The 14,867-nt window shown below is 73.5% G+C and carries 16 protein-coding genes; 11 read left to right on the plus strand and 5 right to left on the minus strand.

Features of this window, described 5'->3' with window-relative positions; all coding sequences use genetic code 11:
- Window positions 1–99: 99 nt before the first annotated feature.
- Window positions 100–732 (minus strand): TIGR03085 family metal-binding protein, encoded by a 633-nt coding sequence (locus ACIQ5Y_RS37725; protein ID WP_403891354.1) that lies wholly within the window; start codon window positions 730–732, stop codon window positions 100–102.
- Window positions 733–816: 84 nt separating this feature from the next.
- Between ACIQ5Y_RS37725 and hisI the strand changes: the two genes are divergently transcribed.
- The 11 genes from hisI (at window position 817) to lgt (ending at window position 10,016) form a co-directional block, all read left to right on the plus strand.
- Window positions 817–1,179, plus strand: a complete 363-nt coding sequence (hisI, locus tag ACIQ5Y_RS37730; RefSeq protein WP_403891356.1) for a phosphoribosyl-AMP cyclohydrolase — start codon at window positions 817–819, stop codon at window positions 1,177–1,179.
- Between the two features lie 19 nt (window positions 1,180–1,198).
- Window positions 1,199–2,689 carry an anthranilate synthase component I gene (locus ACIQ5Y_RS37735; RefSeq protein WP_403891359.1) on the plus strand — a complete coding sequence of 497 codons (1,491 nt, stop codon included), beginning with the start codon at window positions 1,199–1,201 and terminating at the stop codon, window positions 2,687–2,689.
- Window positions 2,690–2,703: 14 nt separating this feature from the next.
- The gene (locus ACIQ5Y_RS37740; RefSeq protein WP_403891362.1) at window positions 2,704–3,408 is read left to right on the plus strand and encodes a TIGR02234 family membrane protein; all 705 of its coding nucleotides are present in this window, start codon (window positions 2,704–2,706) and stop codon (window positions 3,406–3,408) included.
- Window positions 3,409–3,534: 126 nt separating this feature from the next.
- The gene (locus ACIQ5Y_RS37745) at window positions 3,535–3,786 is read left to right on the plus strand and encodes an HGxxPAAW family protein (RefSeq protein ID WP_403891365.1); all 252 of its coding nucleotides are present in this window, start codon (window positions 3,535–3,537) and stop codon (window positions 3,784–3,786) included.
- Between the two features lie 88 nt (window positions 3,787–3,874).
- Complete coding sequence (locus tag ACIQ5Y_RS37750; RefSeq protein ID WP_403891368.1) at window positions 3,875–4,369, plus strand: DUF2752 domain-containing protein; 495 nt, start codon at window positions 3,875–3,877, stop codon at window positions 4,367–4,369.
- A gap of 172 nt (window positions 4,370–4,541) precedes the next feature.
- Window positions 4,542–5,351, plus strand: a complete 810-nt coding sequence (gene trpC / locus ACIQ5Y_RS37755; protein WP_376658687.1) for an indole-3-glycerol phosphate synthase TrpC — start codon at window positions 4,542–4,544, stop codon at window positions 5,349–5,351.
- Between the two features lie 9 nt (window positions 5,352–5,360).
- A complete protein-coding gene (gene trpM, locus ACIQ5Y_RS37760; protein ID WP_403891371.1) occupies window positions 5,361–5,585 on the plus strand; it encodes a tryptophan biosynthesis modulator TrpM in 225 nt (74 codons plus the stop codon).
- Between the two features lie 197 nt (window positions 5,586–5,782).
- Window positions 5,783–7,033, plus strand: coding sequence for a tryptophan synthase subunit beta (trpB, locus tag ACIQ5Y_RS37765; protein ID WP_403891374.1), 1,251 nt, complete (start codon window positions 5,783–5,785; stop codon window positions 7,031–7,033).
- Window positions 7,030–7,845, plus strand: coding sequence for a tryptophan synthase subunit alpha (gene trpA / locus ACIQ5Y_RS37770; protein ID WP_403891377.1), 816 nt, complete (start codon window positions 7,030–7,032; stop codon window positions 7,843–7,845). The genes trpB and trpA overlap by 4 nt, the downstream gene beginning before the upstream one ends.
- A gap of 111 nt (window positions 7,846–7,956) precedes the next feature.
- Window positions 7,957–8,925: a thioredoxin domain-containing protein gene (locus ACIQ5Y_RS37775; protein WP_403891381.1), complete on the plus strand. Its 969-nt coding sequence runs from the start codon at window positions 7,957–7,959 to the stop codon at window positions 8,923–8,925.
- Between the two features lie 89 nt (window positions 8,926–9,014).
- On the plus strand, window positions 9,015–10,016 hold the full coding sequence (gene lgt, locus ACIQ5Y_RS37780; protein ID WP_403891384.1) for a prolipoprotein diacylglyceryl transferase: 1,002 nt from the start codon (window positions 9,015–9,017) through the stop codon (window positions 10,014–10,016).
- A gap of 327 nt (window positions 10,017–10,343) precedes the next feature.
- Here the strand turns inward: lgt and ACIQ5Y_RS37785 are convergent, their stop codons facing one another.
- The 4 genes from ACIQ5Y_RS37785 to ACIQ5Y_RS37800 are packed head-to-tail and all read right to left on the minus strand — an operon-like array spanning window position 10,344 to window position 14,573.
- The gene (locus ACIQ5Y_RS37785) at window positions 10,344–11,159 is read right to left on the minus strand and encodes an HpcH/HpaI aldolase/citrate lyase family protein (RefSeq protein ID WP_403891387.1); all 816 of its coding nucleotides are present in this window, start codon (window positions 11,157–11,159) and stop codon (window positions 10,344–10,346) included.
- The gene (locus tag ACIQ5Y_RS37790; protein ID WP_403891390.1) at window positions 11,156–12,358 is read right to left on the minus strand and encodes a CaiB/BaiF CoA transferase family protein; all 1,203 of its coding nucleotides are present in this window, start codon (window positions 12,356–12,358) and stop codon (window positions 11,156–11,158) included. The genes ACIQ5Y_RS37785 and ACIQ5Y_RS37790 overlap by 4 nt, the downstream gene beginning before the upstream one ends.
- Entirely contained in the window at window positions 12,355–13,245 is an 891-nt protein-coding gene (rbsK, locus tag ACIQ5Y_RS37795) for a ribokinase (RefSeq protein ID WP_403891392.1), read from the minus strand. Before rbsK ends, ACIQ5Y_RS37790 begins: the two co-directional genes overlap by 4 nt.
- Entirely contained in the window at window positions 13,242–14,573 is a 1,332-nt protein-coding gene (locus ACIQ5Y_RS37800; protein WP_403891476.1) for an ADP-ribosylglycohydrolase family protein, read from the minus strand. The genes rbsK and ACIQ5Y_RS37800 overlap by 4 nt, the downstream gene beginning before the upstream one ends.
- Window positions 14,574–14,867 lie beyond the last annotated feature (294 nt).

The following is a 14,867-nucleotide window of genomic DNA, read 5'->3' on the forward strand; positions in this document are numbered from 1 at the left end:
GCCCGCGCCTCAAACGCCGGCGGGGCTGGATCTTCCAGCCCCGCCGGCGTTTGAGGCGCGGGGTCCGGGGCGGAGCCCCGGGAAGCGGCGGTGCAGCCGCTAGATGCCCAGTTGCGCGGTGGTCAGCTTGGCCACCGCCTCCTTTTCCCCGTCGAGGGTGACCGCGGCGGCGGCCTGACGGCCGAAGCAGAAGAGGGTCAGCTCGCCCGGCTCGCCCGTCACCGTCACCACCGGGGCGCCCTTGCGGGCCACCGCCGTGCGGCCGTCGGGGCGGCGCAGGACCAGGCCCACCGGGGAGCGGCGGCCCGTCAGGCGGGCCAGCTTCTCCAGACGGGACCAGAGCGCGTCCGCGAACACCGGGTCCAGCTCGCGCGGGGACCAGTCCGGCTGGGCCCGCCGGACGTCCTCCGAGTGGACGTAGAACTCCACCGCGTTCGCCGCCTCGTCGATCTGCTTCAGCGCGTACGGCGACAGCTTCGGCGGCCCCGTCCTGATCAGTTGGACGAGCTCCTCGTACGGCTTGGCCGCGTACTCCGCCATCGCCCTGTCCAGCCGGTCCCGCAGCACCTTCAGCAGCAGACCGCCCGCCGCGTCCGGACGCCGCTCGCGGACCACCACGTGCGCCGCGAGGTCCCGGCAGGTCCAGCCGTCGCACAGCGTCGGCGCCTCCGGTCCGGCGGCTTCCAACAGGTCGGCCAGCAGCAGACGTTCGCGCTTCGCATGGGTAGACATGCGGGTCAGACTACGGCCGGAACCCACCCCACGCCTGCCCATCAGGCGGACAGAGATCCATTTCCCGTCCCATCTCGCGGCACAATGGCACGCATGAGTAAGTCCTCCCTCGATCCCGCCATCGCCGCGCGCCTCAAGCGTTCCGCCGACGGCCTGGTTCCGGCCATCGCCCAGCAGTACGACACCGGCGAGGTGCTCATGCTCGGCTGGATGGACGACGAGGCGCTGCACCGCACCCTGACCACCGGGCGCTGCACGTACTGGTCCCGCAGCCGCCAGGAGTACTGGGTGAAGGGGGACACTTCCGGCCACTTCCAGCACGTGAAGTCGGTCGCCCTCGACTGCGACGCGGACACCGTGCTCGTCAAGGTCGACCAGGTCGGAGCCGCCTGCCACACCGGGGCCCGCACCTGCTTCGACGCCGATGTCCTTCCGCTGGCCGAATAGCCGGATAGGGTCCCACGCCATGGATCTCGACACCTTCCGCAAGCTCGCGGCCGACCGCCGCGTCATTCCCGTGAGCCGCAGGCTGCTGGCCGACGGGGACACCCCGGTCGGGCTCTACCGGAAGCTGGCCGCGGAGCGCCCCGGCACCTTCCTCCTGGAGTCCGCGGAGAACGGCCGCTCCTGGTCGCGGTACTCCTTCGTCGGCGTGCGCAGCGACGCCACCCTGACCGTCCGCGACGGCCAGGCCCACTGGATGGGCACCCCGCCCGTGGGCGTGCCCACCTCCGGTGACCCACTCGACGCCCTGCGCGCCACCATCGAGGTCCTGCACACCCCCCGCGACCTCGCGGGCGGGATGCCGCCCTTCACCGGTGGCATGGTCGGCTACCTCGGCTACGACATCGTGCGCCGCCTGGAGCGCATCGGCGACAGCACGGCCGACGACCTGGAACTGCCCGAGCTGACCATGCTGCTCACCTCGGACCTGGCGGTGCTCGACCACTGGGACGGCACGGTCCTGCTCATCGCCAACGCCATCAACCACAACGACCTCGACACCGGTGTGGACGAGGCCTACGCGGACGCCGTCGCCCGGCTCGACGCCATGGAGGCCGACCTCGCGCGGCCCGCCCCCTACACCCCGTCCCCGCTGCCCGCCTCCGAGCTGCCGGAGTTCTCCGCGCTGTGGGGCGGCGAGAAGTACCAGGCCGCCGTCGAGGACATCAAGGAGCGGATCCGGGCCGGCGAGGCCTTCCAGGTGGTGCCCTCCCAGCGGTTCGAGACCCCCTGCGAGGCCTCCGCCCTGGACGTGTACCGGGTGCTGCGGGCCACCAACCCGTCCCCGTACATGTACCTCTTCCGCTTCGAGAACGGCTTCGACGTCGTCGGCTCCAGCCCCGAGGCGCTGGTCAAGGTCGAGGACGGGCGGGCCATGGTCCACCCCATCGCCGGCACCCGGCACCGCGGCGCCACCCCGCAGGAGGACCACGACCTCGCGGAGGAGCTGCTCGCCGACCCCAAGGAGCGCGCCGAGCACCTGATGCTCGTCGACCTGGGCCGCAACGACCTGGGGCGGGTCTGCGAGCCGGGCTCGGTGGAGGTCGTCGACTTCATGTCGATCGAGCGGTACTCGCACGTCATGCACATCGTGTCCACCGTCACCGGGCGGGTCGCCGAAGGCAAGACCGCCTTCGACGTGCTCACCGCCTGCTTCCCGGCCGGCACCCTCTCCGGCGCGCCCAAGCCGCGCGCCATGCAGATCATCGAGGAGCTGGAGCCCTCCCGCCGCGGCCTGTACGGAGGCTGCGTGGGCTACCTGGACTTCGCCGGGGACTCCGACACGGCGATCGCCATCCGCACCGCGCTGCTGCGCGACGGCACGGCGTACGTCCAGGCGGGCGCCGGGGTCGTCGCCGACTCGGTGCCCGAGCTGGAGGACAACGAGTGCCGCAACAAGGCGGCCGCGGTGCTGCGCGCGGTCGGAGCGGCGAACCGCCTCCACGGAGCGTGAAGCCGTAGGGGATAGTGGGGTACGTGAGTGCCGTACCCCCGCCCCGAACCGACGCCGCCCCCGACCCGGGCGACGGCCCCAGCCACGACCAGGCGCGCGCGCCCCGGTCCGAGGCTCCGGACAGCCGCCGAAGCCGCCGCAGCGTGGCCGTCGCGCTGCTGCTCGGCACGCTCGGCGCCACCGTCGTCCTGCTCGCCTCCGGCCGGGTCTGGGCCCGGGGCACCACCGCGTTCGCCGGTGACTCGCTCCGGCTGACCGCCGACGGGCAGACCGTCACGGGGCTGCCGGCGGCCCTGGCCATCGTCGGTCTCGCCGCCCTCGTCGCCGTCTTCGCGGTACGCGGCAGGAGCCGGCTGCTGGTCTCCGGGCTGCTGGCGCTCAGCGGCCTCGGCGCGGCGCTGGCGGCCGTCCTGTCCGCCGACGGCCGCAGCGCCCTCGACGCGGCCGCCGCCCGGACCACCGCCGACACCGCGGCGAAGGCGGCGGGACTGACCCATACGGCCTGGCCGTACGTCACCGCCGCCGGCGCGGCCCTGATCCTGATCGCCGGCCTGCTGGCCCTGCGCTTCGGCCGGAACTGGCCCGCGATGGGCGGCCGCTACGAGCGTGACGGCAGCCCGCGTGCCCGCAAGGCCGCCGTGGTGGATCCGGACCGGCCGGAGGATCTGTGGAAGGCTCTGGACCGGGGCGAGGATCCGACCTCCGACCAGGGACGCTGACCGGCACTTCGACCCCACCCCCGTGAGCACGGCCCCGGCCGGGTGCGGGACAATGTCACCGAGCGTTCTACACAGACCGCGCTTTCCACCAACACAGCATCGCGGCAGAGCAACGAGGAGCAACTCATGGCGGGCACAGACCACGGACACACCCCGGCCGCCTGGACCGGTGTCATCATCGCCTTCATCGGTTTCTGCATCTCCGGCGCCTTCATGGTGCTCGCGAACCCGCTGGGCTTCTGGGCCGGCATCGTCGTCGTCGCGATCGGCGGTGTCGTCGGCATGGCCATGAAGGCCGCGGGCATGGGCGCGCCGAAGGCCGCTCACAAGGACCTCGCCGACGTGATCGCCGCCGCCAAGGTCCCCGCCAAGGTCTGACCGGTAGCGGGGAACGGAAAGGCGCGGCCCGTCGGGCTGCGCCTTTTGCCGTGCTGCGGCTTTCGCGAAGATCGGAGAGAATCGGCGGGTGGACGCCTCCCGCACTCCCGAAGCCGTACCGCCGCCCGTTCCACCCGTCCGGCCCCTCGCGCCCGTCCCGGCCGTCCCGCGGGGCGCCGGGGGCTCCCGGGTCCGGCGGCTGGCCGTTCCGGCGATCACCCTGGCCGGGGCCGTCGCGGCGCTCGCGTACGTGGGCGCCGTGGATCCCAACGAACCCGGCCACTACCCGGTCTGTCCGCTGTTCCGGCTGACCGGAATCCTGTGCCCCGGTTGTGGCGGCCTGCGGAGCGCACACGCGTTCGCCCATGGCGATCTGGCGACGGCATTCGGGGCAAATGCCCTCGCCGTCCTCGGCTACTTCGTCTTCGCGGGATTCACGGCCCTGTGGCTGGTTCGCGCCTACCGCGGCGGACCCACCCCGCGGCTCACACTGAAGCCGCTGCAATGGTGGGGGCTGGGCCTGGCGGCCCTGGCCTTCGCCGTCGTCCGAAATCTTTCCTTCGGCTCCGCGCTGGCCCCCTGAGGCCCGTACGGAGCCGAGATGAAGCCTTGGTTCCGAATGTCCAGTTACTGGGACGGCGTCAACCGCGTGCGGAGTGCAACGCCACCTGCGGATACCATTTGATTGCCGACCTCGCAGTGGTACGTGTCCGCAAGGCGGCCGACCGTCATCGACCCGGAAGGGGGCCGCTCGCGTGAGTGTGCTCGACGAGATCATCGAAGGGGTCCGCGAAGACCTTGCCGAACGGCAGGCCCGCGTGAGCCTCGACGAGCTCAAGGAGCGTGCCGCCAAGGCGCCCCAGGCCAAGGACGGCGTCGCCGCCCTCCGTGGCGACAGCGTCAAGGTGATCTGCGAGGTCAAGCGTTCCAGCCCGTCCAAGGGCGCGCTGGCCGCGATCGCCGATCCGGCCGGGCTCGCCGCCGACTACGAGGCGGGCGGTGCGGCGGTCATCTCCGTCCTCACCGAGCAGCGCCGGTTCGGCGGCTCGCTGGCCGACCTGGAGGCCGTCCGCGCCCGCGTGGACATCCCGATCCTGCGCAAGGACTTCATCGTCACGGCGTACCAGCTCTGGGAGGCCCGCGCCTACGGCGCCGACCTCGCGCTGCTGATCGTCGCGGCCCTGGAGCAGGAGGCCCTCGTCTCCCTCATCGAGCGGGCCGAGTCCATCGGTCTCACCCCGCTCGTCGAGGTCCACGACGAGGAGGAAGTGGAGCGCGCGGTCGCCGCGGGCGCCAGGATCATCGGCGTCAACGCCCGCAACCTCAAGGACCTCAAGGTCGACCGCTCCACCTTCGAGCGCGTCGCCCCCGAGATCCCGGACCACATCGTCAAGATCGCCGAATCCGGCATCCGCGGTCCGCACGACCTCATCGCCTACGCGAACGAGGGCGCCGACGCCGTCCTCGTCGGGGAGTCCCTGGTGACCGGCCGCGACCCGAAGGCGGCCGTGGCCGACCTCGTCGCCGCCGGCGCCCACCCCGCCCTGCGCCACGGCCGGAGCTGACCCGTCCCCATGACCCACAACCCGCCCACCGTCACCACGCAGCCCGCGCCGCCGGCACCCCGCCGCGGCCCGGTCGGCGTGCCGACGGCGCACGCGCCCCTGGCGCGCGGATGCCGCCCCCGCGGCTGCCGCGCCCCGGCCCGGCGGGTGCACGGGCGGCGGGTCCGGTACGTGATCGGCTCCGAGCCCGGTCAGGTCAACGGCATGCGATGGCGTCCCGGAGACGCGCCGTAACGAGGGCCGCCGCGGCCCGGTACGCCAGACGTACCGCGCCGCGCCACACCCTCGTACGGCCTGCGCCCCGGGCCGGCCGGCCCCGGGCGCGGTCTCCTCGTCCCGACACACCAGCGGTCCCCGAGTAGGGCACGTGTGTCGCGGGCGGGCGGCGCAATACGGTGAACCCACTCGTCGCATTCCGTAGGAGCACCGGCATGTCCAGCCAATACTTCATCCCGGACCCGGAGGGTCACGTTCCGAACGCCGAAGGCTACTTCGGTGACTTCGGAGGCAAGTTCATCCCGGAGGCGCTCGTCGCCGCCGTGGACGAGGTCGCAGTCGAGTACGACAAGGCCAAGGGCGACCCGGCCTTCGCCGCCGAGCTGAACGACCTGATGGTCAACTACACCGGCCGGCCCAGCGCCCTCACCGAGGTGCCCCGGTTCGCCGAGCACGCGGGCGGCGCGCGGATCTTCCTCAAGCGCGAGGACCTCAACCACACCGGCTCGCACAAGATCAACAACGTGCTGGGCCAGGCGCTGCTCACCAAGCGCATGGGCAAGACCCGCGTCATCGCCGAGACCGGAGCCGGCCAGCACGGCGTGGCCACCGCCACCGCCTGCGCCCTCTTCGGCCTCGACTGCACCATCTACATGGGCGAGATCGACACCCAGCGCCAGGCCCTCAACGTGGCCCGCATGCGCATGCTGGGCGCCGAGGTCATCGCGGTGAAGTCCGGCTCCCGCACCCTGAAGGACGCCATCAACGAGGCGTTCCGCGACTGGGTCGCCAACGTGGACCAGACCCACTACCTCTTCGGTACGGTCGCCGGCCCGCACCCCTTCCCGGCCATGGTCCGCGACTTCCACCGCGTCATCGGCGTCGAGGCCCGCCGCCAGATCCTGGAGCGCGCCGGCCGGCTGCCCGACGCCGTCGCGGCCTGCGTCGGCGGCGGCTCCAACGCCATCGGCCTCTTCCACGCCTTCATCCCGGACGCCGACGTCCGCCTCGTCGGCTTCGAGCCCGCCGGACACGGCGTCGAGACCGGCGAGCACGCGGCCACGCTGACCGCCGGCGAGCCCGGCATCCTGCACGGCTCCCGCTCCTACGTCCTCCAGGACGAGGAGGGCCAGATCACCGAGCCGTACTCCATCTCGGCCGGTCTGGACTACCCCGGCATCGGCCCGGAGCACTCCTACCTCAAGGACTCCGGCCGCGGCGAGTACCGCGCCGTCACCGACGACGCGGCGATGCAGGCCCTGCGCCTGCTCTCCCGCACCGAGGGCATCATCCCGGCCATCGAGTCGGCACACGCCCTCGCCGGCGCGCTGGACCTCGGCAAGGAACTGGGCAAGGACGGCCTGTTGGTCGTCAACCTGTCCGGCCGCGGTGACAAGGACATGGACACGGCAGCCCGCTACTTCGGGCTGTACGACGGCGAGAACGCCGAGGGGGAGTCGAAGTGAGCAACGGCAAGATTCAGCTGCTGAGCGACACGCTCGCCAAGGCCAAGTCCGAGGACCGCGCCGCCCTCGTCGCCTACCTCCCGGCCGGCTTCCCGACCGTCGACGGCGCCATCGAGGCCGTCAAGGCCGTCATCGCGGGCGGCGCGGACGTGGTCGAGATCGGCCTCCCGCACAGCGACCCGGTCCTGGACGGCGCGATCATCCAGACCGCCGACGACATCGCCCTGCGCGGCGGAGTCAAGATCGCCGACGTGCTGCGCACCGTGCGCGAGGCCCACGAGGCGACCGGGGCCCCGATCCTGGTGATGACCTACTGGAACCCCATCGACCGCTACGGCGTCGAGCGGTTCACCGCCGAGCTGGCCGAGGCGGGCGGCGCCGGCTGCATCCTGCCCGACCTGCCGGTCCAGGAGTCCGCGCTGTGGCGCGAGCACGCGGAGAAGCACGGTCTGGCGACCGTCTTCGTCGTGGCCCCCAGCAGCAAGGACGAGCGCCTCGCCACCATCACGGCGGCCGGCTCCGGCTTCGTCTACGCCGCCTCCCTCATGGGTGTCACCGGCACCCGCGAGTCCGTCGGCAACCAGGCCCAGGACCTCGTCCGGCGCACCCGCGCCACGACCGAGCTCCCCGTCTGCGTGGGCCTCGGCGTCTCCAACGCCGCCCAGGCCAAGGAGGTCGCCGGCTTCGCCGACGGCGTGATCGTCGGCTCGGCCTTCGTGAAGCTGCTGCTGGACGCACCGGACGAGGCGGCCGGGCTGGACGCCGTACGGGCGCTGGCGGGCGAGCTCGCGGCGGGCGTACGCAGGAACTGAAGCGCGGGTTCGATCGGGAAAAGGGCACGTCTGAGCGGGTTCTGTAGTCCGATCGGGTGGAAGTGACGGCGGGGAGGCACGCGAGTGCCTCCCCGCTTCGTTTGGTCGAACGTGAGCGAGAAGAACGACGGTGCGAACCGCGATGCGACGAAACGATCGGCCCGGGAGCGACTCCAGGTGGAGCGCGAGCGGCAGAAGACCCGGGACAAGCGCCGGCGGACCCTCATCGTGGCGGCGGCGGTGGTCGGCGTGCTCGGCCTGGCGACCGTCGTCGGCGTGATCGCGGCCAACACCGGCAAGAGCGACAAGGCCGCCAAGGCGGGCCCCGTGGTCGCACCCTCCGGGGCCACGGGCAAGGACGCGCTCGCCATCCAGACGGGCAAGGACGGGGCCAAGCACACGCTGACCGTGTGGGAGGACTTCCGCTGCCCCGCCTGCAAGGCCTTCGAGGACAACTACCGCGACACCATCCACGAGCTGCAGGCCAAGGGCCTGCTCAACGTCGAGTACCACCTCGTCACCCTCATCGACGGGAACATGCGCGGCACCGGCTCGCTGAAGGCCGCCAACGCGGCGGCATGCGCCCAGGACGCCGGGAAGTTCACGGAGTACCACGACGTCCTCTTCAAGAACCAGCCGCAGGAGGTCGACGACGCCTACGGCAAGAACGCCAAGCTGCTGGAACTGGCGGGCCAGGTGAACGGGCTGGACACGCCCGAATTCCGCGCGTGCGTCGAGAACGGCACGCACAACAGCTGGGTCGGCAAATCGCACGAGGCCTTCCGCGCCGCGAAGTTCCGGGGCACCCCGAGCGTGCTGCTGGACGGCAAGGACATCTTCTCCGACCAGTCCAACCCCATCACTCCGCAGAAGCTGAAGGAGCAGGTGGAGGGCACGGCCGCGGGCTCCGGCGGCGGCGCGGCGAAGGCTTCCCCGTCGGCTTCGGCTTCCGGCTCCGCCTCCGCTTCGGCCCCGGCTTCCCCGTCGACCGGGACCCGGGCGAAGAGCTCCTCGAAGACGGGTGCGCCGTCGGCCACAGGAGCGACGAAGGGTGCTGCCACCGGGGCCGAGGAGGACTGAGTCACCCCCCGGGGCATGTGAGGATTTGGTTTCGGCTTGCCGGGCGGGTTGCGGTCCGTACCGCCCGGCAGGGTAGCGTCATGACTGCCATGGACATTGCTTACATCCCCAGCCCGTCGACCGGCGTGATCCATCTCGGACCGATCCCGCTGCGCGGCTACGCGTTCTGCATCATCATCGGCGTCTTCGTCGCCGTCTGGCTCGGCAACAAGCGGTGGGTCGCGCGCGGCGGAAAGCCGGGCACGGTCGCGGACATCGCCGTGTGGGCGGTGCCGTTCGGCCTTGTCGGCGGTCGCCTCTACCACGTGATCACCGACTACCAGCTCTACTTCGGCGAAGGCCGCAACTGGGTCGACGCCTTCAAGATCTGGGAAGGCGGCCTCGGCATCTGGGGTGCGATCGCGCTGGGCGCGGTCGGAGCCTGGATCGGCTGCCGGCTGCGCGGCATCCCGCTGCCGGCCTGGGCCGACGCCCTCGCCCCCGGCATCGCGCTGGCCCAGGCCTTCGGACGCTGGGGCAACTGGTTCAACCAGGAGCTGTACGGCCGCGCCACCGACGTGCCGTGGGCGCTGGAGATCAGCGAGGGCCCGAACCGGGTCGCCGGCACCTACCACCCGACCTTCCTGTACGAGTCGCTGTGGTGCGTCGGCGTCGCGCTGCTCGTGATCTGGGCCGACCGGCGGTTCAAGCTCGGGCACGGGCGGGCGTTCGCGCTGTACGTGGCCGCGTACTGCACCGGGCGCGTGTGGATCGAGTACATGCGGGTCGACGAGGCGCACCACATCCTGGGCCTGCGGCTGAACGTGTGGACCTCGATCGTGGTCTTCGTGGCGGCCGTGGTGTACCTGGTGCTGTCGGCGAAGCTGCGGCCGGGGCGCGAGGAGATCGTCGAGCCGGACACCTCCGGTGGGGACGACGACTCGGCCTCTGACTCGGCCCCCGCTTCCGCCGACGCGGAGGGTGGCTCCGAGTCCGAGGGCAAGCCCTCGGACACCGCCGCTGTCGGTGAGGCCAAGCCGAAGGCTGCCGTTCTGACGAAGGAAGCGCCGGCGGTCGAGGCCGCGCCGGCCCCGGAGGCCGGGAAGAGCTGACCCGTACGGTCCGGAAGGGGGGCGCCGCGCACGTTGCGGCGCCCCCCTTCCGCGTACCCGGGCCTTGTGCCGCTGCGCGGGGCCGGTCCCCTACCCGCCCTTCCACCGTTCCCGCCTCGATCGCCGGCGGGGCTGGATTTCCAGCCCCGCCGGCGTTTGAGGCGCGGGGTCTGGGGCGGAGCCCCAGGAGGGGTCCGGGCGGAGCCCGGGGAACGGTGGAAGGGCGGGTAGGGGACAAGCCCCGCAGGGCAGCCGGAGCGGGGCCGGGGGGACGACCTCGGACAGGAGGTGCACGGGCAGGAGGTGCGCGGGAGTGGGCGGCGCGGCTCACAGGGGGGCCATGCGCGCGGCCAGCGACAGGGTGCGGTGGGCGGCGGCGACGACCGCCGGGTCGATGAAGCGGCCGTCCGGGAGGGCCTGGGCACCAGGCGCCGCACGGGCCGCCGTGACGATCTCCTCCGCGGCCGTCACCTCCTCCGGCCCCGGCAGGTACGCTCGCTCGATCACCGGCAACTGCCGCGGATGGATCGCCGCCCGGCCCAGGAAGCCCAGGGCCCGCCCCCGAGCGCAGGAGACGGCCAGCGCCTCCAGGTCCCGGATGTCCGGGAAGACCGACTGCGCGGGAGGAGCGAGGCCCGCAGCCCGGGCCGCGACCACGATCCGGGAGCGCGGCCAGTCCAGCCCCGCCTCCGCGCTCACGCCCAGGTCGGCCCGCAGGTCCGCCTCGCCGAGGGACAGCCCGTGCAGGGCCGGGTGCGCGCGGGCGATCTCGTACGCCCGCTCCACGCCCAGCGCCGATTCGAGCAGCGCGTGCAGGCCGACCCCGCCGGTGCGGTCGGCGACCGCCGTGATCTGCTCCGGGGCGCTGATCTTCGGCAGCCGGAGCCCGGCGAGGCCCCGCAGGCCTGCGAGGGCCGTGAGGTCGGCGCCGCCCCACGGGGAGTCGAGGGCGTTGACGCGGACGTGGACGGGGACCGGGGGCCGCTCGGTGAGGAGTTCGGCGGTGGCGGCGCGGGCGTACTCCTTGCGGGAGACCGGTACCGCGTCCTCCAGGTCCACGATCACGGCGTCCGCCCCGCGGCCCAGGGCCTTGGCGACCACCTCCGGGCGGTCGCCGGGTGCGTACAGCCAGGTCAGGATCACAGTGCCCCCTCCTCGCGCAGAGCCTTGATCTCGGTGGCCGACAGGCCGAGCTCGGTCAGGACGGCCTCGGTGTCCGCGCCGTGCGGGCGGCCGGCCCAGCGGATCCCGCCGGGGGTCTCGGACAGTCGGAAGAGGACGTTCTGCATCCTCATCGGGCCCAGCTCCGGGTCCTCGATCTCGGTGAGCGTGTCCAGGGCCGCGAACTGGGGGTCGGCCATCACGTCCCTGACGTCGTAGACCTGGGCGACGGCCGCCTCGGCGTCCTCGAAGGCGGCGACGACCTCCTCCGCCTTGTGGCGGGCGATCCAGCCGCCGACGGCCTCGTCCAGGACCTGCGCGTGCGCGGCCCGCCCGGTGCCGGTCGCGAACCAGGGTTCGGCGATCAGCTCCGGCCGGCCCACCAGCCGCATGACCCGCTCGGCGATGGACTGCGCCGAGGTGGACACCGCCAACCAGCGGTTGTCGGCGCTGCGGTAGGTGTTGCGGGGAGCGTTGTTCGTGGAGCGGTTGCCGGTGCGCGGCTGCACGTAGCCGAGCTGGTCGTACCAGATCGGCTGCGGGCCGAGCACGGTCAGGATCGGCTCGATGATGGCCAGGTCGACCACTTGGCCGTGCCCGGTGCGGTCCCGGGCCGTGAGGGCGGTCATCACGGCGTACGCGGTGGTCAGCGCGGCGATCGAGTCGGCGAGGCCGAAGGGCGGCAGGGTCGGCGGCCCGTCCGGCTCGCCCGTGATGGCGGCGAAACCGCTCATCGCCTCGGCGAGCGTGCCGAAGCCGGGTCGACGGGCGTACGGGCCCTGCTGGCCGAAGGCCGTCACGCGGGCCAGGACGAGGCGCGGGTTGGCGGCGGAGAGCTCGGGCCAGCCGAGACCCCACCGCTCCAGGGTGCCGGGGCGGAAGTTCTCGATGACCACGTCGGCGGTCGCGGCCAGCCGCAGCAGGGTGTCGCGGCCGCCGGAGGTGGACAGGTCGAGGGTGATGGTCCGCTTGTTCCGGCCGAGCAGCTTCCACCACAGGCCGACGCCGTCCTTCGCGGGGCCGTGCCCGCGGGAGGGGTCGGGGCGGCCGGGGTGCTCGACCTTGACGACCTCGGCGCCGAAGTCCCCGAGCAGGGTGGCGGCCAGCGGGCCGGCGAAGAGGGTGGCCAGATCGAGGACGCGCAGCCCTTCCAGGGGGCCTGGCCCCGGGGAAACGGTCACGAGGCGGCCCCGTCGATGTCGGCGCGGGTCGGCATCGAGTCCTGGGCGCCGGGGCGCTGGACGGAGAGGGAGGCGGCCCGCGAGGCCCAGCGCAGCGCCTCCGGTACGGGCCTGCCCTCGCCCAGTGCCACCGCGAGGGCGCCGACGAAGGTGTCCCCGGCGGCGGTGGTGTCCACGGCGCGGACCCGGGGCGCGGGCACGGCCAGCGGCTCCCGGCCGCGGGCGGCGTACAGGGCGCCCGCCGCGCCGAGGGTGATCACCACCTCGGGCACGTCGTCCAGCAGGGCCCCGGCCGCCTGGACGGGGTCGGTGAGCCCGGTGAGGGCGGCGGCCTCGTGCTCGTTGGGGACCAACAGGTCGACGGCGCCGAGGAGCTCGGCGGGCAGCGGCTGGGCGGGGGCCGGGGTGAGGACCGTACGAACCCCGTGGGCGCGGGCGCACAGGGCGCCGGCGAGGACGGCGGACAGCGGCAGTTCGAGCTGGAGGAGGAGGGAGCCGGCACCCGCGATCCGGGCCTCGTCACCCGCCTCCAGGCCCGTGACCAGGGCGTTCGCGCCCGGGATGACGATGATGCTGTTCGCGCCCTCGTCGTCGACGGTGATGTGGGCGGTGCCGCTGGCGCCCTCGACGGTGCGCAAGCCCGCTGTCTCCACCCCGGCCGAGGCGAGCGCGGAGCGCAGCCGCACGCCGAACTCGTCGGCCCCGACCGCGCCGATCATCACCACCTCCCCGCCGCAGCGGGCGGCGGCGACGGCCTGGTTGGCGCCCTTGCCGCCCGGGACGGTGCGGAAGGCTCTGCCCGTGACGGTCTCGCCGAGGCGGGGCGCCTTGGGGACGTAGGCGACGAGGTCCATGTTGGTACTGCCGAGCACGGCGATGGCCGTCATGAGCGTGCTGCCTCCTGTGCGGTGAGGTGGGCGAGGGTGTCGAAGCCGATGCCGTCGAAGCCGGGGACGGTGGTGGCGAGGCGGTTCTTGAGGGGTGCCGACCAGCGGTGCGGGACCTCGCCCGCGACGAGGGCGGCGAGGGCGCCGGCGGTGGCCCCGTTGGAATCGGTGTCCCAGCCGCCGGAGACGGCCCGGCACACGGAGTGGGTGAAATCCCCGTCGGCGTGGGTCAGGGCGGCGGCGATCAGCGCGGTGTTGGGCACGGCGTGGACCCAGTGGTAGTGCCCGTAGCGGGTGTGCAGCCGGTCCACGACGAGGTCGAAGTCGGCGTCCGCGCCTTCCCCGGCCGCCCGGATGCCGAAGCGGACGGCCTCGGCGAGGCGGGAGCGGGGCGGTACGAAGGCCAGCCCGGTCCGCAGCGCGGTGTGCACGTCGGCGCGCCCGGTGGCGGCGGTGGCGGTGGCCGCGGCGACGAAGAGGGCGGCGTAGACCCCGTTCGCGGTGTGGGTGAGCACGGCGTCCCGGTAGGCCTGGGCCGCGGCGGCGGCCGGGTCGCCGGGGTTGGTCCAGCCGTGGACGTCGGCACGGATGAGGGCGCCGATCCACTCGCGGAAGGGGTTGTGGTGGGTGGCGGTGAGCGGGGGTTCCAGGCCGTGGAGGAGGTTGCGGTAGGCGACGCGCTCGGCGGTGAAGGTCCGGCCCGCGGGCAACTCGTCCAGCCAGAGCCGGGCGACGTCGGCGGTGGTGAACCCCTTGCCGTGCCGCTGGAGGAGGAGCAGGCCGAGGAGGGGGTAATTGAGGTCGTCGTCCTCGGGCATGCCGTCGATGTTCTCGGCGAGGGAGGTGGGGGCGGAACGGCGGTTCCAGGGGTGTGCGGCGAGTACCTCCGGTGGGACGCGGCGGGCGGTGAACCAGTCGTCCAGCGGCCAGTTGCCGGCGGCGCGGGCCAGGGCGCGGATGCCGTGCAGCGGCAGCTTCTCGACGGGCTTGCCGAGCAGACACCCGACGGCCCGCCCGGTCCAGGCGGCCTCCAGCCTGCGGCGCAGGGCGGGGCCGTACGGGCAGGCGGCGCCGGGAGCCTCGGACGTCGGTCCCGCTGCGCGGATGGCCTCCCAGGCAGTGGGTTCGTCGGGGGTGAGGGGGGAGGGGAGGGCGGCCAGGTCGTCCAGGAGGCGGGTGGCCAGGGCGCGGAGTTCCGGCGGGGCCGGGGTGGGGGAGGCGCCGGCCCGGGCCGGGGCCGGGTGGCCGCCGGCCGCCAGCCAGGCGCGGCGCGTCGGCCCGGCGTCCCGGCCGTCCTCGGTGGCCTGCCGCAGCTCGTGCCCGATCAGGTCCTCGGGCTGCGCCCAGGTGAGGCGTACGGGGCCGGTGGCGGTGGCGGGTGCCTGCGGCGCTGCTCCCCTACCCGCCCCTTCCCGAAACCGGGGCTCCGCCCCGGACCCCGGGCGGGGCTGTGCCCCGGTCCCCGGGTGGGGCTGTGCCCCGGTCCCCGGGTGGGGCTGCGCTCTGGACCCTGGGTGGGGCTCCGCCCCGGTCCCCGGGTGGGGCTGTGGTCCAGAGCCGGCGTGGGGCTGCGCCCCGGACCCCGGATGGGGCTGCGCTCTGGACCCTGGGTGGGGCTCCGC

Source organism: Streptomyces sp. NPDC096339 (assembly GCF_044762985.1).
Taxonomy (GTDB): domain Bacteria; phylum Actinomycetota; class Actinomycetes; order Streptomycetales; family Streptomycetaceae; genus Streptomyces.

Coding starts and splice junctions, on each gene's coding strand:
- ACIQ5Y_RS37725 (WP_403891354.1), bottom strand. CDS start 732: ATGTCTACCCATGCGAAGCGCGAACGTCTGCTGCTGGCCGACCTGTTG.
- hisI (WP_403891356.1), top strand. CDS start 817: ATGGCACGCATGAGTAAGTCCTCCCTCGATCCCGCCATCGCCGCGCGC.
- ACIQ5Y_RS37735 (WP_403891359.1), top strand. CDS start 1,199: ATGGATCTCGACACCTTCCGCAAGCTCGCGGCCGACCGCCGCGTCATT.
- ACIQ5Y_RS37745 (WP_403891365.1), top strand. CDS start 3,535: ATGGCGGGCACAGACCACGGACACACCCCGGCCGCCTGGACCGGTGTC.
- trpM (WP_403891371.1), top strand. CDS start 5,361: ATGACCCACAACCCGCCCACCGTCACCACGCAGCCCGCGCCGCCGGCA.
- trpB (WP_403891374.1), top strand. CDS start 5,783: ATGTCCAGCCAATACTTCATCCCGGACCCGGAGGGTCACGTTCCGAAC.
- lgt (WP_403891384.1), top strand. CDS start 9,015: ATGGACATTGCTTACATCCCCAGCCCGTCGACCGGCGTGATCCATCTC.
- rbsK (WP_403891392.1), bottom strand. CDS start 13,245: ATGACGGCCATCGCCGTGCTCGGCAGTACCAACATGGACCTCGTCGCC.